This window comes from Pauljensenia sp. UMB0895, from assembly GCF_030218905.1.
GTDB classification, from domain to species: Bacteria; Actinomycetota; Actinomycetes; order Actinomycetales; family Actinomycetaceae; genus Pauljensenia; species Pauljensenia turicensis_A.
The window spans coordinates 246,176-263,894 of the sequence record NZ_JASOQR010000001.1 but is presented as its reverse complement, the minus strand read 5'-3'; the positions used below and the strand labels follow the sequence as shown (position 1 = coordinate 263,894).

19 protein-coding genes and 1 tRNA gene are annotated in these 17,719 nt (G+C 56.8%); 4 read left to right on the top strand and 16 right to left on the bottom strand.

Annotated features, from left to right (window positions below; translation table 11 throughout):
- The 10 genes from QP503_RS01230 to QP503_RS01185 form a co-directional block, all read right to left on the bottom strand.
- Complete coding sequence (locus QP503_RS01230; protein ID WP_285024194.1) at positions 1 to 135, bottom strand: hypothetical protein; 135 nt, start codon at positions 133 to 135, stop codon at positions 1 to 3.
- Between the two features lie 13 nt (positions 136 to 148).
- Positions 149 to 523: a single-stranded DNA-binding protein gene (locus QP503_RS01225; RefSeq protein WP_285101024.1), complete on the bottom strand. Its 375-nt coding sequence runs from the start codon at positions 521 to 523 to the stop codon at positions 149 to 151.
- Positions 524 to 553: 30 nt separating this feature from the next.
- Positions 554 to 1,486: a C40 family peptidase gene (locus QP503_RS01220; RefSeq protein WP_285101022.1), complete on the bottom strand. Its 933-nt coding sequence runs from the start codon at positions 1,484 to 1,486 to the stop codon at positions 554 to 556.
- Positions 1,483 to 1,845, bottom strand: coding sequence for a glutaredoxin family protein (locus QP503_RS01215; protein WP_006680464.1), 363 nt, complete (start codon positions 1,843 to 1,845; stop codon positions 1,483 to 1,485). Before QP503_RS01215 ends, QP503_RS01220 begins: the two co-directional genes overlap by 4 nt.
- A gap of 174 nt (positions 1,846 to 2,019) precedes the next feature.
- Positions 2,020 to 2,889, bottom strand: coding sequence for a DNA adenine methylase (locus QP503_RS01210; RefSeq protein WP_285101020.1), 870 nt, complete (start codon positions 2,887 to 2,889; stop codon positions 2,020 to 2,022).
- Positions 2,890 to 3,009: 120 nt separating this feature from the next.
- Positions 3,010 to 5,280, bottom strand: a complete 2,271-nt coding sequence (locus QP503_RS01205; protein ID WP_285101018.1) for a VaFE repeat-containing surface-anchored protein — start codon at positions 5,278 to 5,280, stop codon at positions 3,010 to 3,012.
- 145 nt (positions 5,281 to 5,425) lie between these two features.
- Positions 5,426 to 6,475 carry a hypothetical protein gene (locus tag QP503_RS01200; protein WP_285101016.1) on the bottom strand — a complete coding sequence of 350 codons (1,050 nt, stop codon included), beginning with the start codon at positions 6,473 to 6,475 and terminating at the stop codon, positions 5,426 to 5,428.
- A 32-nt stretch (positions 6,476 to 6,507) separates the two neighbouring features.
- Positions 6,508 to 6,843, bottom strand: a complete 336-nt coding sequence (locus QP503_RS01195; RefSeq protein ID WP_285101014.1) for a hypothetical protein — start codon at positions 6,841 to 6,843, stop codon at positions 6,508 to 6,510.
- A 284-nt stretch (positions 6,844 to 7,127) separates the two neighbouring features.
- Positions 7,128 to 7,946 (bottom strand): ParA family protein, encoded by an 819-nt coding sequence (locus QP503_RS01190; protein ID WP_285068424.1) that lies wholly within the window; start codon positions 7,944 to 7,946, stop codon positions 7,128 to 7,130.
- Between the two features lie 83 nt (positions 7,947 to 8,029).
- Positions 8,030 to 8,878 (bottom strand): tyrosine-type recombinase/integrase, encoded by an 849-nt coding sequence (locus QP503_RS01185; RefSeq protein WP_050998759.1) that lies wholly within the window; start codon positions 8,876 to 8,878, stop codon positions 8,030 to 8,032.
- Here QP503_RS01185 and QP503_RS01180 point away from each other — a divergent pair.
- Positions 8,877 to 9,083, top strand: coding sequence for a hypothetical protein (locus tag QP503_RS01180; RefSeq protein WP_285068419.1), 207 nt, complete (start codon positions 8,877 to 8,879; stop codon positions 9,081 to 9,083). The two genes, QP503_RS01185 and QP503_RS01180, sit on opposite strands and share 2 nt — an antisense overlap.
- A gap of 210 nt (positions 9,084 to 9,293) precedes the next feature.
- On the opposite strand, the gene QP503_RS01175 is transcribed toward QP503_RS01180, so the two are convergent.
- The 3 genes from QP503_RS01175 to QP503_RS01165 all read right to left on the bottom strand — a co-directional run bounded on the left by QP503_RS01175 (position 9,294) and on the right by QP503_RS01165 (position 12,693).
- Positions 9,294 to 9,367 (bottom strand) — tRNA-Pro (locus QP503_RS01175).
- 155 nt (positions 9,368 to 9,522) lie between these two features.
- Positions 9,523 to 10,557, bottom strand: coding sequence for a metallophosphoesterase (locus QP503_RS01170; RefSeq protein WP_285101012.1), 1,035 nt, complete (start codon positions 10,555 to 10,557; stop codon positions 9,523 to 9,525).
- A 33-nt stretch (positions 10,558 to 10,590) separates the two neighbouring features.
- Positions 10,591 to 12,693 (bottom strand): transglycosylase domain-containing protein, encoded by a 2,103-nt coding sequence (locus QP503_RS01165; protein WP_006680453.1) that lies wholly within the window; start codon positions 12,691 to 12,693, stop codon positions 10,591 to 10,593.
- 161 nt (positions 12,694 to 12,854) lie between these two features.
- Here QP503_RS01165 and QP503_RS01160 point away from each other — a divergent pair, with 161 nt between their 5' ends.
- Positions 12,855 to 13,190: a WhiB family transcriptional regulator gene (locus QP503_RS01160; protein WP_006680452.1), complete on the top strand. Its 336-nt coding sequence runs from the start codon at positions 12,855 to 12,857 to the stop codon at positions 13,188 to 13,190.
- A gap of 91 nt (positions 13,191 to 13,281) precedes the next feature.
- Positions 13,282 to 13,443: a Sp36 family protein gene (gene sp36, locus QP503_RS01155; protein ID WP_006680451.1), complete on the top strand. Its 162-nt coding sequence runs from the start codon at positions 13,282 to 13,284 to the stop codon at positions 13,441 to 13,443.
- Positions 13,444 to 13,580: 137 nt separating this feature from the next.
- On the opposite strand, the gene QP503_RS01150 is transcribed toward sp36, so the two are convergent.
- The 3 genes from QP503_RS01150 to QP503_RS01140 all read right to left on the bottom strand — a co-directional run bounded on the left by QP503_RS01150 (position 13,581) and on the right by QP503_RS01140 (position 16,762).
- Complete coding sequence (locus tag QP503_RS01150; protein WP_040318335.1) at positions 13,581 to 14,264, bottom strand: Crp/Fnr family transcriptional regulator; 684 nt, start codon at positions 14,262 to 14,264, stop codon at positions 13,581 to 13,583.
- A gap of 343 nt (positions 14,265 to 14,607) precedes the next feature.
- The gene (locus QP503_RS01145) at positions 14,608 to 15,750 is read right to left on the bottom strand and encodes a hypothetical protein (protein WP_285101010.1); all 1,143 of its coding nucleotides are present in this window, start codon (positions 15,748 to 15,750) and stop codon (positions 14,608 to 14,610) included.
- Between the two features lie 55 nt (positions 15,751 to 15,805).
- Positions 15,806 to 16,762 (bottom strand): hypothetical protein, encoded by a 957-nt coding sequence (locus QP503_RS01140; protein WP_285101008.1) that lies wholly within the window; start codon positions 16,760 to 16,762, stop codon positions 15,806 to 15,808.
- A 66-nt stretch (positions 16,763 to 16,828) separates the two neighbouring features.
- On the opposite strand from QP503_RS01140, the gene QP503_RS01135 reads away from it, so the two are divergent.
- A complete protein-coding gene (locus tag QP503_RS01135) occupies positions 16,829 to 17,692 on the top strand; it encodes a hypothetical protein (RefSeq protein ID WP_006680447.1) in 864 nt (287 codons plus the stop codon).
- Positions 17,693 to 17,719: the final 27 nt, after the last annotated feature.

Genomic DNA, 17,719 nt, shown 5'->3' with positions numbered 1-17,719 from the left:
TTAGTTGCCTACCTTGCCACTTTGAGCTTCAAGAGCCTGGAGGCGTTGTGAGAGCTGTTCGATCTGGTCTTGCTGGGCTTCGACCTGCTCGATGAGGGTTTCTACGAGTTCTAGCGTGGTGTATTGGTTTTCCATTTGAATCTCCTGGTTAGTTGTTTGTGGAGTCGTTGGTGCTGATGTGTAGTTCTTGGAGGGCAATGTCTGCTCCGATGTGGTCTACCCACACGTCGTGGGCTACGCGCTCTTGCCCGTCTTGACTGGTGTAGGTGCGCGCCCGGTAGGTGCCAGTGAAGATGATGGCGGCGTTGCCGTTTAACTCTTGGAAGTCTTTGAGTTTCACGGCGGTCTGCCCGTGGACTCGTAGGTAGTAGCCGGTGGTGGCCACGGTTTCCCACTTGCCGGTTTCTGGGTCTTTAGCCCGGTCATTAACGATCACGGTTACGCGACCCTGGTGGGTTCCGTCATCGTTGAGGGTGAGTTTGACGGGGCCTGCTAGATTTCCAGCTCGTACTATGTAGCTCACTGTTGGACTCCTCAATGGTTGTTTGGTTGGTTAGATGCGGACGGCTTGCCAGTGCAAGCTGAGCCAGTAGGGGGTGTCGAGGGGTATTTGTTCGACGTGTCCGCCCACGTCGGGGGCGTGGATCATGAGTCGGTTGCCACTGGGGTCTTTGCCTGCGTAGATGCCGATGTGGTGGTAGTGACCACTGCCCGGAGTGGAAAAGCCGATCAGGTCGCCTGGTTGTAGGGCTGATTGGTCTATGGGTGTGCCTGCTCGGGTGATGATGTCGTGGGCGGTTCGCGCGTTGAGGGGTTTGCCGAGGTCGGTGTAGACGCGCACGATGAGGCCCGAACAGTCCAGTCCATCCGCGCTGGTGCCTCCCCACTTGTAGGGGGTGCCAAGATATTTTTGGGCAGTGGCCACTACGGACGAGGCTGAAGCACTTTTTTGAGTGTATTTTTTGGCCAGCTGTTTGATTTTGGTTACGTAGTTTTGGGTTTCAGAGTATGGGGGTATGCCCCGGTATTGTTGGATTGCTCCCGGTCCCGCGTTGTATGCGGCTAGGGCAAGATCAACCACGTTTCCTGTTGCTTGCCCGCTCGCGACGTAGGCTTTCACGGCGTCTACTAGCTTGCACATGAACTGGCCTTGGCTGGCGATAGCGTCGATAGGGTCGAACGGGTCGGCCACCCCGTCCCCGTTTGCGTCTATCCCGTGAGATTTCCATGTGGCGGGCATGAACTGAGCGATACCTTGTGCGCCGGCTGGGCTCACAGCTTTCGCGTCCCACCCGGATTCAGCCTCGATTTGTCCGGCGATGAGGCTCGGCGTGATTTCGGTGCAGATACTCCCCGCTTTCATCACGGCCTGCACATATTCGGGGGGCACTCCCTCTAGGCCCGCTCCTGCTCCTTCGGCTCCGCCTCCAGTCATCATCAGAGGCAAGAGCATGAGCGGGGCTGCGGCGATGAGTGTCGTTTTCACAGCCCGCGCCCTTGCTCGGTGGTTACACCGTGATCGAGGTTCCTCGTGTGGCTGGGGGTGCTGACAGCGCTTGTGTGGCCGGTATTGTTTGCGCGGCCCGCCTGGTCTGGTTTGGTGTAAGGGGTGGCCAGGGCGATGATTTCGCGGATGCGCTGGGGGTTAAACCCAGATGAGCGACCCGTTTGGGTTTCTATGATCGGGGCTGATAGGAGGCCTTCGTTTTTGAACTGTTCTACCAGGTCGGGTCGCTTGCTTAAGTCAATGGCGTTGTAGGTGATTCCTGCCTTGTCCAACTTGCGTTGGGTCAGGGCACACCCTGGACAGTGCGGGGTGGTGTAAATAGTAATGTTTTCGCTCATACCTACTACGTAGGTTGTGCGCGCACAGAGTTAAGGCCCGCACCTTTTGGTGCGGGCCTTAACTATCCCTGGAAGGGGCCAGAGAGAGGTTGCGATTCGTCCCTTCGGTGCTCATTTGACCCAGAGCGTTCGCGACGTCATGAGTACGCCGATTGAGTCTTTTGGCTAATGAGGTTAGATCCAATTGGCTTGTACGCCGGGGGTGATTTCCTGAGTGCGAGGAACGTTAATCGTTGGCCCGTAGATGATGGTTTCTGTCCCGATATGACTGTTTTGTGCGGTATGAGCGAGGTTGAAGCGAGCACAACGTTCGCCTCCATATAGATCTTGCCAGATGATTTTTTCATCATCGTAGGTGAGAACCCAAGGGTATGGAGCGCTCAGAATTTTATCGGCGAGGGTTTTGTGGTCGTCAGCATTGAAGGCGTGGAGATAGAGCTTGTTCCCCTGGACGACGTATGGGGGGTCAGCGTAAACAAAGATGTTGTCCTCGTAGTGCTCGATACTGTCAAGGAAATCGAGCGCATCAAGCTCGGTCACGGTGATGTGGTCGGCTAATTCTTGGATGCGTTTGATGCGCGAGATGAGTCCTTGTTTGTTGTAGCGGGCATCGATGAGCCATCTGCCGGTCTGGTTGAGTCCACCGATGGGGCGTGCAGTGAGGATGCCAGATCGGTTGGTGCGATTGAGGAAGAAAGTGGCGAAGCCGAGGGCGAGATCGTCTCCATTGGGGCCCGCTTCAAAGATTGCGCGCTGTTCGTGCCATTGACTGATAGTGACCTTTGTTGTTTCGATGCGCTGGATGAATTCATCGGAGTGAGTAGTTACGGAGCGCCAGAAGGCCGCGATGCCGGGGTGGATATCATTGATGTGGATGTGGGAGACGCGCTCTTCGTCGAGGAGGCGTAAGGCTGCACCAGCGCCTCCAGCGAAGGGTTCTGCGTACCGGGTGGGAACGGGGTCCTGGATAGCGAGAAGCTGGGCGAAAAAGGGTGCGAGGCGTACTTTTCCGCCGGGGTATCGCAGGGGAGATAGATTCCTCATGCAGTTCCTTGTTTGTGCAGTTGGTTTTCGCTCATACCTACTACGTAGGTTGTGCGCGCACAGCTAAGGCCCGCACCAAAAGGTGCGGGCCTTAACTATCCCTGGAGGGGATCTTGTGGGTTAGTTCTTGCGTCGCTTAGCTACGAGGGCACCTGCACCACCCGTGGCTAGTAGTGCGGCTACGCCTAGCGGTGCGAGGTTTGCGCCGGTCTTGGCCAGGGCCGACCCGCCACCGGAGTTGTCAGCGGCTGCGAGCTTAATGGTCTGATCCGCGTCACCAGCATCCGTGTGGGTGCCCACGAGCTGCCCGTTTGCGTCGTAGACGTATTCAAAGGCAACGAGTTCAGTGTTTGCCATGCCGGTAGTGTCCAGGTTGGCTACTACCTTCCCGCAGTCTTGCGGAGTGTTGGGCGTGAACTTCGCGGTCGCTTCATACTCTGTGCCGTCTACCATGACCATCTTGCCGGTGGTCTTGTTGTGAACCTTGAGCCTCAAGGTGTATTCAGTTCCGGGAACAAGTTTCTCGTTCGCGTCACACACCTTGTCAATCAGCTTCGTGTCCTTGCCAGGCTTCAAGGTTTTTTCACCGTTTTCGCCGGTGAACGTGGTCTTGAGCTTCGGGCCATCAGCTGTGATAGTGAACTGCTCGGTCACATCCTCTACAGAAGTAGCCAATGGGGTTACGCGGTCATCACCAGCAAAAGTAGAGATGAATACGTAGGTGCCGGCTACTAGCTTGCCGTCTGCACCCTTCTTAGCGATCCACGACGTGTCACCAACGCTGGGGTAGACACCGTTCTTGGCTGGAATGGTGACGGTTTGACCAATCTTTTCAGCCTTGTCGCGGTTCGCTTCGGTTACTTTAAGGCCGGCGGGGAAAAACAAGACCTCGTGAGAGATGAGTTTTTCGTCTGCCTTGAACCCGGCTGCGCCTTCAAAGTTGGGGTGATCGGAGGGCATTCCGGTGACGAACACGTCATCTACTAGGTAGGTGCCCGCCTTGGTGTCACGCACACTCAACTTCGAATCAATCTGAGCTGGGTGTCTTACCGACGTGGTTTCGTCTGCCATGCCATAGTCGTCAACAAAGTCGGCCTTAATGTACTTTGACCACTCAGCATCTTGGTCATCGGCCTTTACTTCCCACACCCACGTGTAGAAACCGTCCTTGGGTGCGGCCCCTGCGCTAACGGTAAGCACCGTTTCAGGCCCGTCTGCTTTGACGATGACGGACTTGATGAGTTCTGCGCCTTCTGGCACGGTCGCGCTCTGGCCTGCTGGAGCGAGGGGGTCGATGTAGTAGAGGCTCGCGCGGTAGTTCACGGGCACATTGGTGCCATCGATGTTGAGCCACTTACCGTCCCCGTAGTTCGGGTCAGCGTTCGGGGTGAACGTGTCAGTCAGCTCAGCGCCGCTGTCAATGACCTTAGCGGTATCCACATTTGAGAGGCCTTGGGGGCGGAAATCGAAGATAACATCCCACGTCGGAGACTGAACGGTCTTAGATGTAACTTTCATAACATCGAAAATCACGTCCTGCCTGCCACCGCCAGGCGACGCGTAACCGAGAACAGGGGCAGTAACATTCTTGTATTCCGTCGTAGCAAAGACTTTGCCGTTGGCGGTTGAGTGCCACTTGATGCCCATAATGGGGGTAGATGCAGTGGTGCCAGTGTAAGTATTAGTACCCGTTTCGTCGAACACCGCTGGACCATTTAGCGTAATCGTGTAGGGGTATCCCGCAATAAAACTACCGTTAGCATTCTTTAAGCCCAACTTACCTAGCGTGCCGTACATGTGGTTGGTGGTTTCTGGTTCACCTGCTTCCCATCCGACGACACCGGCCGCTTTGGCTTCTGCGACCATTTGGCGTGCACGGTTTTGAATGTTAGCCGGCGTGAGTTGGAGTAGCTCATTGACATTCGCTTGAGCGCGACCCGAGTTTTCAAAGTTCACGTGTGCAAGGAAGCCTGTGGCGGCCGCGTCTACGTCAGTATTGGAAAACTCTAAGGACTTTGGCGTGTACCACTTCATGATGTACGCCATCTGAGCAATATCAACACTCAGATCAGCCGGACGGCTAAGGCCAGGCTGACTCGTCAGCTCTCCGGGGGTGACGGCAACTGCCGCCGAGGGGTTGACCGCGTCGGCCTGAATACACAGACCTGGGATGGGCTGGCCTTGGTAGGGAATCCACGTGCCAAGCCAGCCAACACTTCCTCCAATAGGCACGCCGCGCACCCAAGAGCCTGCCGCGTGAGCCGGTAGGGCGCTCAGAGAGCCGACAAAGATAAGCGCAAGCGCTGTTAAAGCGAGAGCTAGCCGGTAGGCCAGCCCGCCCTTAGTGGCGCGAGGCGCGTCTTGAGCGTGCGTGGTTATAGGAATACTCATCACTACTCCACTTTCATATAGGTTTGATGATCGATCACGAAACCCATTCAGGGGCTTCACCTATTACGTGGAGTGTGCGCGCACAAAGTAAGGGGGGCACCCGGTCGGGTGCCCCCCTTATATGACTCATCGGATTCGCAGGTTGCTAGTCACATCCAGCGATACATCCGCCCGCGTCGGTAACTGTTCCATTCTCGTCTGGTACGACTTGATGGTGTGCCCATCCGTCTGCGTCATAGCTATATTCGGGGAAGTTTGGGTTATAGCAGTATGGTCCGCCGCCACACACGTCACCACTACCACCGCTGTAGCCACCGCCTCCATTGCCACCTGCGTTCGAGTTGCTGTAGTTACTGGCGCTGTAGCCACCACCATTGCCTTCGTTGTATCCGCCCGTGCTTTGAGCCTGTTGGGCTTGTGTGTAGGCTGTGGCCGCGTCGTTTACCGCTGTGGTGGCATCGCTTAGGGTTTTGGCTACTGTGCCTGCTTGGTCTGCGCGGGTAAACACAGCCTCAATATCAGCTACAGCCTCCAGCGTTTCAGGCTCGGCTTGGTCGAGTGCTTGAGCTTCTTTCAGTGCAGTATCAAGCTGGTCGGTCACGCTCGTTTCTACGCCTTCACGATTAGCCATGCCAGCGGCTTCGATTGCCTCATTCAGGGTTTTTACCGCCTGGCCAAAAGTGGTTGTAGCCACGGCCGCGACGTGTTCGCGCACGCCAGCAAATGAAGCAGTGAGCTTATCAAGCACGCTTTGAGCCTCCCCTTGGGCGTCCTTGACCGCGCGCGTAGCTTCTTTGGCTTGTTCACGTCCTAGCGCGGAAGCATCCTGGGCCTCAACGCTTGAAAGTGCGTCTGCTTCTTCTACCGCCACGGCTAGAGCCGTGGTGTCAGTGTCTAAAGCACGCTGAGCCACTAGATCAATAAGCGCTTTGGCTTGCGTCTTAGTCTGGTCAAGTTCGGTCAAGGTCTGCTGATAGGTGGCCTGGGTCGCCTGGTATTCCTCGCGCGCGCTCAACGTATCAGTGTGGGTTTTCCATACCACCCCAACCACAACCAGCACGGCGATGAGTGCTACGGCGAGGGTGGCAATAATGGGCGGGCGCTTATACCACGGTGGTGTCACCGTAGAGACTGGCTCGCTCATCGCAGTATCAGTTGTTTCTTGTAATGGGGTGTGAGGCTGGCTGGTGCTCATGGTGTTTTCCTTGACCTGTGTTGATGTCGAGTCTAGTTGATGGGGCCGCGCGGTCCGACGGGTAGGGTGCCGATTTGGCGTGGTGGGACAGGCGCGTGTAGTCGCGCTCGGGCTTGCGTGTTGTAGGCGATGAGGGCTTGTTCTACCCATTTGCTCCACGTAGTCGGCCCATTATTGGCAAGGCTGGCGATGAATAGACCACGTGCTTCGTCTGCCACTTTTTCATCTACCCGAACAGTGATCTTTTGGATACCACTGGCCTGGGGCTTGGATGTGGGTGTTTGTGCCCGTGGTTTGGCCTCGGTCTGGGTCTGGGTGATGACGCTGTGGCCTGCTAGGGCGCTACGTCTAGGTTGTGGTTTAGTCATGAGTGTGTCCTTCGTCGAGTTTACGCATGTGTTTGTCTAGTCGATTGATGGCATGCGCGGTTTCGGATAGGCGGGTGTGGAGTTGGAGCATTTGCTCAAAGTCTTTGCCTTCTAGCACGTGTTGGACTTTCTCTGTCCACGTGTAGGGTCCAGGTCCTAGGTGTTCTGGTTTGATCCAGTATTGGAGGTAGTGAGTTGCGTTTACAGTGTCGTTGTACAGCAACTTCAGATAGATGTCTTTTTCTTCACTGCTCGCCTGCCTGTAGGTGGCTAAGAGTTGTTTGTTACTGATTTTGCTCATTGCTCTGTTCTTCCTGGTGGGTTTGGATTGCGTGGAGGTATTGGGTGTAGATGTCGGCTAGTTGTGCTGCTTCTTGTGTGGGCCATTGTTCTAGTGGCTGACTGGCTTCCACGCTGTCTGCGATTGCTACCCGTTTGGGGATGGGTGGGTTAAAGATTGTTAGTCCGCGTTGTTCTACTTCATGGGTTAGCTCGCTTATCCAGTGCCCGCCGCTGGTGGTGCGGGCTTCGTGCTGGTTGATGATGATTCCCCCGATTGTGAGTGTGGGGTTGTAGTAGGTGCGGATCTGGTCGATCGAACTGAGTAGTCTCGCTAGCCCGTTAGCGCTCCAGAGTTTGGAGTGTGTGACGATCAGGGTGATGTCGGTGGCGGTCAGGCCGTTGATTGTGAGCTGGTCGAGTGATGGTGGGCAGTCGATAAGACACACGTCATAGTTGCTCGCGATAGGACTTAAGGCGGCGCGTAGCCTGCTTTCGCGTCCAGCTCCTGCTACTACTAGTTCGTCTCTTACTACTGGTAGGGCCTCACCCGTGGTGGGTACGAGGTCTACCCCGTCCCATAGGCCAGGTACGGTGACTTCGCTTATCGGTAGCTTGGTTCGGTTTGAGAGCACGTCAGCCAACCCCGCAGTGTCCTCATCTACTGGGTGTTTTGCGAGGCTACTGGTGATGTTGCCTTGCGGATCAAGGTCTACGACGATCACGCGCAAGCCCTCAAGAACCGCGGCGCGGGCTAGGTGATAGGTGGTAGTTGATTTACCAACTCCACCTTTTTGATTACACAGTGAAATGGTGAGCATCATTGTCTCCTCATGGGTTACATGTCTACGGTTGCCAGCGTTGCCGTCATTGCCGTCAATGCCGACGTTGCTGGCAGTGCTGGCGGTTAGAACAGGTAGTTGTTGAACATGGTTGGTAGTAGGTCGAGAGCCTGGCGTTGTAGGCGCACTGAAACGTTCATGTATAGCGCGGTTGTTTGTAGGTTTTCGTGACGCATAAGGGTTTGCACTACCCGCGCGTCTGCTCCTGCTTCAAGTAGGGCTGTGGCGAAATAGTGGCGTAGCTGGTGGGAAGTCATTGTGATACCCGCTCGCGCAAAAGCGTCAGAAATACTTGAGCCAACTGCCCGACGTTCTACATGCGTGTGAGGGCATGTGGAAGAAGGGAACCACCAACCGCGTAGAGGGTAGTGTTCAGCCTCGCGCAAGATGATGGGATGCACTGGCAGAACGGCGGTTTTATTGCCTTTTCCAACTACGGTTATCATTCCCGTTGCGTGATCGATGTCTTGTCCGCGTATTTTCGCTATTTCGTGGACTCGCAGCCCAGCAAAGGCAGCAAGCATGATGCGGGTGCGCGTGGCGGGACGCAGAGGCGAGGTGAGAACGGCTCGTAGCTGTTCATCTGTGATAGGTCGCGGTTGATACTTAGGACGTTTAGGCGCTGCAACGCGGGACATAGGATTGTCCTGACGGTGATCGCTGATAACCAGCCAATGATAGAAGGCTCGCAGATGCACGTAATATGTGTGGCGCGTGATCGCAGACGGTAACGTGGCAAGCCATAAAGTAATGTCCTCGAAATTGGCTACCTGAGCGTTCACCCCCGTTTGCTGAGTGAATTGGTCTACGACACGTAATCGTTCATCAATCGTCCTTACTGACAAAGAGCGTGCGGACATCTCTACAGTCCATAGGCGGGCGAGTTGTTCAAAAGGAATAACAGTTTTGAGCATGACTAAAGTTTCAGCCATTAGCATTGGCAAGCATGCCCAATTGTTGAAAAAAACGGGCATTGCTGGCAGCGCCATCACTGCCATAGTTGCCGTCATTACTGGCATTGCCATAGTTGCTGGCAATACGAGTAAAAAGAAAAACGAAGCACAGAGCCAGCGAAGATACGATGCCGAAAATGAGTGGAACCCTTTACCGGGCTTGTAATGAATAGGTCGTGGGTTCGATTCCCACAGGTGGCTCGACTGAAACGGTCTGGACTTGCGGGTTGAGGCCGTTTTCTTTATATTCGGTGGTTTTGTCTGCTCGACGCTTCTCTGATGAACGATTGATATATAACATTTGTCGTTTAAGCTCTCCGTCGCCAAAAAATGAAAAAGCCTCCGACACCTGCAGTGCCGGAGGATCTCACACGAGTCGGGGTGGCGGGATTTGAACCCACGACCTCTTCGTCCCGAACGAAGCGCGCTACCAAACTGCGCCACACCCCGTGCGACTGTTCGAGTATAGCGAGTCAAAGTCCCAGATGACAAAACGGAAAGCCTCTAGAATCTGCCGAATAAGTCACAGTGCCCGATCCGAGCACTCAGCCTAAATGCGTGGCAGTCATTCGCCGGTAGCGCTATCCAAACGGGCTGCGTGAACGCTATGCGATTGAAAGAAGAGTGGCCTCGGGGCGTGTTGCGATACGAACCTGCGCGTAGCGCGATGTCCCCAGTCCGGCACTGACATTGACGAAGGACTGGTGCGTGCCATATCGCCACGAGTGCAGCCCTTTTGCGTATTTCCGTGGGACGTCGCAGTTCGTCACGATCGCTCCAAAGCCGGGAAGTCCAATCTGACCGCCGTGCGTGTGACCAGCGAAGATAAGGTCGGCTCCAGCGTCCGTCATGGCGTTCAAAACGCGCGTATATGGAGCGTGCGTGAGTCCGATACGCAGGTTCTGCTGGTTCGCCCACGAATCCAACGGGATGGGAAGTCGATCGCGGTTGAGGTGCGCGTCGTCGGTCCCGATAAAGCTGAGTGTTTGGGACGTGTGCGCGGCCTCGTGAATAGAAGGCGAAGAAGCGCCAGGTGCGATGGTCGACGAAGACGAGACGCGCGCAACCGGTGCTAAGACAACGGGAATCGAAAGCGTATCTGCGCGGTTAGTCAGGTTCGTCCAGCCGGCTTCGTGGAATGCGGAAGTCAGTTCAGTCCACGGCAGGTCCGGCGTTGTGCGCGCCTTTTGAGGGTGTCCGCCGACAAGGTAGCGTGCCCAGCTCTTCGGCATCTGCGAATAGTAGTCATTCGAGCCGAGCACGTAGGCACCGGGGTAGTCCAGCAGTGGTTTGTAGGCGCGCATCAGGGGGACGAGGCCGTCCACACTGGAGAAGTTATCGCCGGTAGAAACGACGAAATCAATGTGGTTTGTGGCCGTAACTTTCCTGAGGAAATCTTCGATGAAGTCTTGGCCGGGAAACATGTGCAGGTCAGAGACGTGAAGGATTGTCAGTGGCTGGATATTGCGCGATGGATCCAAGGTGACGTGGACGTGTCGCAATGTTGGCCAGCGTCGTTCAAACGAGCCCCAGGCGAGTGCTGACGCCCCCGCCAACCCCATGCCAAGGGTCGTGTAGGCGACGCCTTTAAACGCGCGCCCAGCGATGTTGAGGGAGCTTGTGTGCACGTCGTACGTCATGGGTCTGCCTTATTCGGAGTCTTCCTCTTCGTACTACTCGGTTGTCTGAGCTTCGGGCTGCTGAGTATGAGGCTGCGGGGCGGGGGAACCGATGCTGACCATCGGCATGGGCTCGATCGGAGTGCCCGCCATAACGGCTGACATGTAGGGTGCCCAGATGGTGCGACCAACGAAGGTCTCACCGTAAAGCTGGGAGTAGTAGACGCCGTTGATGGTCACGTCTTGAACGGGCTGGGTTGAAGCGTTCGCGTGGCCAACCCATGCCGAGGTGGCCAGAGAGGGGGTGAAACCGCTCATCCATGTGTTCGAGTTGTTATCCGTTGTACCCGACTTACCGGCGAACTGGCGGCCGTCAGCGATGTGTGTGGACGTGTAGTACTGGCTCACGGCCTGTGTCAGCGTCGTTGCCGTCTGCTGGGCGGCGGTTTCGGGGATGACCTGGCTACATTCGGGCGCGTATTCCTTCAGCGTGTTCTCGTCGCGGTCTGTGACCGACAGGAGCGCGTTCGGCTTGCAGTAGTTACCGTTGTTCGCGATCGCAGCGAAAGCACCGGCAACTTCAAGCGGGTTTGTTGACGAGGTGCCCAAGACGTTTGCCGGGAAGAGGTCGGCGACCTCGCCGTTTTGGGTTACGCCAAGGTCGTAGGCGGTCTGGAAGATCTGACAGAAGTCAACGCGCGATGCCATGTTCACGAACGCTTGGTTAACCGACAGGCCGGTTGCGCGAATGACGTTCATTGCGCCGTCCTTGCCGGGAAGGTCGACGACGTTGTAGGCGCCGGTGTTGATCGTTTGATCGCCACAGTGGAAGGCGTTCGAACCGTAGTAGCGGTTTGCTGAACCAACGGCTTCGTAGGCGCTGTGGCCTTCCTTGAACCATTGCAACAGGGTGAAGACCTTGTAGGTTGAACCGACCTGGAACTGACCATCGGCGGCGTAGTTTGCCATGGTCTGGCCGGCTTCAACACCGTAGTTGGTGTTCTGGCTCATCACTAGGATGTGTCCGGTGCTGGGCTCAACGGACACCAGTGCGGTATCAACGTCGGAGGCGTCGTCGACGGGGATCGCGCTGGTCAGTGAGTTCCAAGCGGCCGCTTGCTTCGTCGGATCAAGGGTGGTGCGGATCGTGATGCCCGCGGTCTTCAGCATGTGTTCGCGTTTCGCGGACGTATCGCCGTAGGTGTCATCGGCAAGGAATTGTGACAGGACGTAGTCGCAGAAGTATGCGGAGGAGCCCGATGCGCCGGAGCATCCTTCGGCGGAGACGTTCGGGTTCAACATGTCTTCAATGGTGGTGGCGAGGCCCGCGTCGTATTCCTCTTGCGTGATGATTTCCTGTTCAAGCATCAAGCCAAGAACAAGGTCGCGACGTTCTTTTGCTGCTTCAGGGTATGACAGAGGATTGTATTCAACGGGGGACTGGACCAAGCCTGCGAGCATTGCTGCTTCGAGGTAGTTGATTTCAGAGGCGCTCTTGGAGAAGTAGCGCTGCGATGCGGCTTCGACACCGTAGGTGATGGGGCCGAAGGGCGCGATATTTAGGTAACCGGTGAGAACCTGATCTTTGTCCAGCTTCCGTTCAAGGGCGAGAGCGTATTTGATCTCGCGGAGCTTGCGGGCTGCGGTCTGTTCGGTTGCCGCGTTGACCTGTTCAGCGTCGCCTTCCAAGTAGCCCTTTTCAAGGAGGGCGTTTCGAACGTACTGCTGCGTAATGGTGGATGCGCCCTGGGTGCCGGTTTCGGCCAAGTTGTTGACGAATGCGCGGGCGATGCCGGTTGCGTCAACGCCGTCGTGTTCGTAGAAGCGCTTGTCTTCGACTGTGACGATGGCTTGCTTCATGATGTCGGCGATGTTTGCCGAGGGGACGACGATGCGCTGTTTGTCGTAGAAGCGTGCAATCACTGCGCCTGTTGAATCGAGCATTTGCGATTCTTCTGCGGGCTCGACGACTTCAATTTCGCTGGGGAGGTCGTTGAAAACTTCCGGCATCGACTTGGCGGCGAGCGCGAGAGATCCGGTGAGCGGGACGAACATGCCTGCCCCGAGCACGCCGATGAGTGCTGACGTGGACACGAATGCCACGAGGAGCGCGACGAGCTGTGCGGGCCGGATAAGGCGCGAGTGATTGTGCGACATAGGTTAAGAATACGTGTTGGTGAGCGCTCCGCAGTGAGCAGACGCTTCTTTTTTGTGTGACTCTCTGCCAGGGCGAGACATCTTCGGTTTGTTAATTACTGTGGATGTGTGTATCGTCACAGGTGGAAGCTCATAGGCGAGCGATTTGGAAGTGCATATTCATGACCACCATTGACCAGGATCAGAGTTGGGTAGCAAAGGCGCTGTGTGCAAACTCTGAACCTGATGCTTCATTTGTTCAAGGGGCTGCGCAGCGCCAGGTACGCCTGCGTTGTTTGCAGTGCGAGGTCCGTTTGGAATGTCTTGCTGACGCCCTGCAGTCCGAAGCCAATTTTGGCGTGTGGGGTGGGTTGACAGAGCGTGAGCGACGCGCAATGCTTCGCCACTACACGACCGTTGAAAATTGGCGGGCCTGGCTGGAGTCCTCCCCGGATCCGCTGGCTGCTGAGATTCGTGCGGCGAAGGTTCCGCGGGTGCTTGCGCACGTTCGCGGGTGAACATCAGTTTCGTTTGATGCCACTGATTGACGAGGCCGCGACGGCGTGGCCGTCGTGGAACGAGTGGCAGTGAAGAACGTAGGATTGAGCCATGACTAAATGGGAATATGCAACGATTCCGTTGCTTACGCATGCCACGAAAGCAATTCTTGACCAGTGGGGTTCTGACGGGTGGGAGCTCGTTCAGGTGATCCCCGGTCCGACTGGTTCAGAGAATCTGGTTGCCTACTTGAAGCGACCGATCGAAGACTGAGCTGTGATGGCCTGATCGGTTGGCGCTTCGCTGACGGATTTAACAGACTGAATACGACTGGGGGGCTCGGAACTAAAAGTTCCGAGCCCCCCAGTTGCGTCTAATGAAGGATAAACCCCGAGGGTTACCTTGTGAGATCAGCGTGCGCGACGTGCCAGGCGGTCAACGTCGAGCAGGGTCACTGCGCGACCTTCCAGGCGGATCCAGCCACGGGAGACGAAGTCGGCGAGCGACTTGTTCACGGTTTCGCGCGAAGCGCCAACCAGCTGAGCAAGCTCTTCCTGGGTCAGGTCGTGAGGAACGTGAACGCCCTTGTCGGATGCAGTGCCGAAGCGATCTGCCAGATCCAGCAGAGCCTTTGCCACGCGACCGGGGACGTCGGAGAAGACGAGGTCGGACAGAGACTCGTTGGTGCGACGCAGACGCTGGGCGAGTGCCTTCAGCATGTGCTTTGCCAGGGTCGGGTTCGTGTCGAGGATTTCCATGAGGTCTTCGTGGTCCAGGTGGAGCAGCGAAACCGGGGAAACGGCAGTTGCGGTGGTGGAACGCGGACCCGGATCGAACAGGGTCAGTTCACCAATGATTTCACCGGGGCCGAGGACTGCAAGCAGGGACTCACGACCATCGTTTGACGTGTGACCGAGCTTCACCTTGCCTTCGGTGATGATGTAGAGGCGATCGCCAAGGTCGCCCTCGTCAAAGAGAGTCTCGCCGCGACGCAGGGTCGTGTGGCCCATCTTCTGTTGCAGGGAAATCTGCTGGGAATCATCGAGGCCGCCGAACAGCGGGACTTGGCTGATGAAGTTACCGTCACCAATCATGTGGCGGGGCTCCTTTCTGCTCGTGGCCTCGTGGGTAACGAGGTCGAAACCATTATTGAGCACTCGTGTGCCATAGGACATACGAGACTGATACACCACACAGTATGCCCTGTTGACCGCTACTAGGTGAAGAAACCGTGTGGACACGCCGAAAACGCGCATATAACCGCCGAATCTGCGAGCGTTTGTGCGTTGATCACAACGAGCAGGCGACCTGTTTTATTCCTCTGTCGTCTTTGTTTAATCACTGTTCATCCGGCTTATTGCGCATGGTCTGGGCATAAAAACGCCGGTGGGTGCAAGCTTTTGCTTGCACCCACCGGGGAGAGCCTGATCAGGATCTTCAGCGCAGGCCAGCGGCCTTTTCTGCCTTGCGACGTGCGCGCGCAGTGTAGTGAGCGCTGGTCGGGTTCACCTTTTCGACCTCGGAACGCAGGACCTCTTCGGCGCGACCGGTGCGACGGACTCGGTGGGACAGGATGCCAATGAAGATCATGGCAATACCCATCAGAAGGAATCGACCGGAATAACCGGCAAGCTGGACGTGGTGCGTGAAGTTCGCGCCCACCGTGTTCCAGTTGTACAGCCATGTCAAAACCGGCTTGGTGTATTCGGCGGTCATGGCCGGAACAACCAGCCACGGCAGACCAATGATCGTGGTGATCACACCGGAGAAGCAGGGGCCAAGTGAGGACTTGCACGCGGCGATCAGCAGAGCAATGCCGATCACAATTGCAACCAGAAGCTCACCCAGTGCCAGCGTCGACACAAGAGGAGTGTCGGTTATCGGAGCGCCCGTCATCGCATTCGTCATGCGCGAGCTAGCATCCGCGGCCAGATACCAGGCGATCGGTGCCAGGATGAAGAACGAGAGCAGGGAACCCCAGTGGGCTCCGGCGCGCGACGGCATTTCTGCTGTGAGGGTTGCGCCTTCAAAGATCGAATCATCAAGCGAAGTTGGAGTCGTCGCAACGAAAGGCTGCTCCGGTTCGGTCGTTTCAACAGCCTCTTCGCGGGGCTTCCACGTGGTTTCAGTTTCTTCCTCGACCTCTTCAACCGGAGCGGCCGTCATAAAGGAACGACGCTGAACGGTCGATGCTTCAACCGAAGCGGGAGTTGCGGGAGCTTCGTCGGTAGCGGGAGTGTCAACACGATTCGCCATCACGTCACGCGGAGTCGGAGTCGGATCCGAAACCGGGTCGATGACGATCGCAGGAATACCGTCCGTCATCACGGGGATGGTGGTCGTGTGCGGGGTCAGAATCACGGGCTCAATCTGGCCGGTCTGAACAAGAGACGATTCGCCGATAATGTCGTCCGCGCTTGAGATTTCACCTGGAAGGTCAACCTCTTCGCCGGTCAGCGGAAGTGCTGGGCTATCGGCAGCTTCACCTTCGGCCATCATCGGTTCATCGCTGAAGTATTCGGATGTTTCGGGTGCGACGAAGTCATCGTCCTTGGGTGTTGTGAAATCCTGATCAGACATGGTGCTCCTCCTGCTTGTGGGTACACACTATCGAGAAAAATGCCGGACTTTCGGCTTATTTATCCGCTAGGCGCGTTTCGTCACCATTGTTTTGGTCACGCTGTGTATCAAGCTGGGTGGCCTCGTCCCCTACGCTGACCCGCTGTCGTGCCACGTAGATACCCATTGTGGAGGCGCCCAACAGACATCCCAGGGACGCAATGACGGGAGACGCAAGCGCCAACTGAGTCGTCACCGAGGGCCCCGGAGTGACCACGGAACCCGTGATTGATGACCAGAGCGGAACCAGCATGTACGTGGGAATCGCCATGATCAGCCACGCGCCAGCCTGCGGGCCGGTCAACGAAAAACGTGCGACCAGAGCAGTTAAACCCAAGAGAATCGCGGCGATGATTGTTTCGAGAGCGTGCGTTCCCGCCGTCGGCTCCAGTGCGGACAGTCCGTTCGCGCTCACCGCGCTGGTGTCATTCGGTGCCGCTAAGACAAAGAGTATCGACGCAATCAGCGTTGCGGGAATCGACAACGAGGCCACCCACGTGTGCCGGTGCCCTGTAATCGCAGGATAGGGAACCAGAGAATCGATTTTGACTGCCGGGTAGCGCGCATACGTCAGCGCAACCGCGGCACATCCGGTGATCAGAGTGACCGACAGTGGGTAGAGGCTCCACAGGACCGACGAACGCATATCTGGCAGATCCAAAATCATCGACTGCAAGAGTGGAACGCGCAGGTAACCGGCTGCTTGGCTCAGCCCAATCGGAATTGAAAGCGCGGACGTCACGTACATTCCGGCGGGAGACTCCTCGCAGTTCAGTGATACCAATGCCAAGATAATCGTCGCCAACGCGACACCGATCAAACCTTCGACCGAAGCCAGTGGCAGACCAACGGCGGCTTGCGCCTGTAAATCAGCCATCGACGACCCCATGAAGATCAGGGCGACGGGCGCAAAAACAAGGGCGTATACGCCACTGCGCACGTGCTCAGAACGGGGGATCGGGCGAAGATTCATGCCTCAAGTATGTCGCACATCCGGGCATATGCCCGCCCAGTGGCCACCGGTTAGTAGTCTGAAGAAGTGACTATCGATTCCCTTGTTGACCCCACGCTTGCCGTCATCGCCGGTGCGAGTGCCCGCGAAGAAGTACGTTTGGCTTGCGAGGACGCCTTGAAGGCGTTTACCACGTTGCGCTTTCACGAGGGATTGCGTCGCGGTTGGGAAGAAGCTCGCGCCGAGGCGTCAGTCCGTGAGGCAGCAGCGATTGCGATCCTGTGTGGCGCCAGAACACATGTTGACGACATGCGTATCGCCTCAATGAATGACGCGCCTTGGTCTGCTGTCACCGATGAACGCACCGGATCGGGTGCCACCCGCGATCCAGCGATGGACCTGGCACTGGGGATTTGGAGGTCCCAAGCGAACCTCAGGGCAGGTTTTGATCCTTTAAACGCTCGAGTTCCCACCCGAAAAACCCCTCGGCCACTTCCGGCCCTGATCGCGGGACTCCACCGAGATGCCTGTTCCGGCCTCGTCGAATCGGGAAGACTCGATGTTGGACACGTAGCAATTCCGCACGACGGCGGTGCGCTCGCATATGCGATGACGCTGATCAACGGGCAATTACCGGCGCTTGTGAAAGCAGCCTGCCTGGTTGCGCACTTCCGGTTTCGCACCGTCTTTGATCCAGCATCTGGCGCGGTCGGGTATGGGCTTGCGCGATGGCTTCTGGTCACCCAAGGAGTTGAACCCACGGGTGTCGCAGTGATTTCAGCCTTCGATGCTGAGAACCAAGCGGAAGCCTCGCGCGCGCTCGGCGGTTGGGTGGCTGCCAGCGAGGAAAGCGTTGCCAGGTGGCTTGTTCATTCGATACGCGCATTCGAATACGGCGCGAAGATCGGCGCTGACATTGCTTTCCACGTCCAAGCTGGCAGGCTCAGCTAGATCGCAAGGCTCGTCAAGTACAAGCAG

Excerpts from the sequence above, each read along its gene's own strand:
- QP503_RS01230 (WP_285024194.1), bottom strand. The coding sequence starts at position 135 with ATGGAAAACCAATACACCACGCTAGAACTCGTAGAAACCCTCATCGAG.
- QP503_RS01190 (WP_285068424.1), bottom strand. The coding sequence starts at position 7,946 with ATGATGCTCACCATTTCACTGTGTAATCAAAAAGGTGGAGTTGGTAAA.
- QP503_RS01160 (WP_006680452.1), top strand. The coding sequence starts at position 12,855 with ATGACCACCATTGACCAGGATCAGAGTTGGGTAGCAAAGGCGCTGTGT.
- QP503_RS01210 (WP_285101020.1), bottom strand. The coding sequence starts at position 2,889 with ATGAGGAATCTATCTCCCCTGCGATACCCCGGCGGAAAAGTACGCCTC.
- QP503_RS01140 (WP_285101008.1), bottom strand. The coding sequence starts at position 16,762 with ATGAATCTTCGCCCGATCCCCCGTTCTGAGCACGTGCGCAGTGGCGTA.
- sp36 (WP_006680451.1), top strand. The coding sequence starts at position 13,282 with ATGACTAAATGGGAATATGCAACGATTCCGTTGCTTACGCATGCCACG.
- QP503_RS01215 (WP_006680464.1), bottom strand. The coding sequence starts at position 1,845 with ATGAGCGAAAACATTACTATTTACACCACCCCGCACTGTCCAGGGTGT.
- QP503_RS01200 (WP_285101016.1), bottom strand. The coding sequence starts at position 6,475 with ATGAGCACCAGCCAGCCTCACACCCCATTACAAGAAACAACTGATACT.
- QP503_RS01195 (WP_285101014.1), bottom strand. The coding sequence starts at position 6,843 with ATGACTAAACCACAACCTAGACGTAGCGCCCTAGCAGGCCACAGCGTC.
- QP503_RS01145 (WP_285101010.1), bottom strand. The coding sequence starts at position 15,750 with ATGTCTGATCAGGATTTCACAACACCCAAGGACGATGACTTCGTCGCA.
- QP503_RS01185 (WP_050998759.1), bottom strand. The coding sequence starts at position 8,878 with ATGCTCAAAACTGTTATTCCTTTTGAACAACTCGCCCGCCTATGGACT.
- QP503_RS01170 (WP_285101012.1), bottom strand. The coding sequence starts at position 10,557 with ATGACGTACGACGTGCACACAAGCTCCCTCAACATCGCTGGGCGCGCG.
- QP503_RS01180 (WP_285068419.1), top strand. The coding sequence starts at position 8,877 with ATGACTAAAGTTTCAGCCATTAGCATTGGCAAGCATGCCCAATTGTTG.
- QP503_RS01150 (WP_040318335.1), bottom strand. The coding sequence starts at position 14,264 with ATGATTGGTGACGGTAACTTCATCAGCCAAGTCCCGCTGTTCGGCGGC.
- QP503_RS01205 (WP_285101018.1), bottom strand. The coding sequence starts at position 5,280 with ATGAGTATTCCTATAACCACGCACGCTCAAGACGCGCCTCGCGCCACT.
- QP503_RS01165 (WP_006680453.1), bottom strand. The coding sequence starts at position 12,693 with ATGTCGCACAATCACTCGCGCCTTATCCGGCCCGCACAGCTCGTCGCG.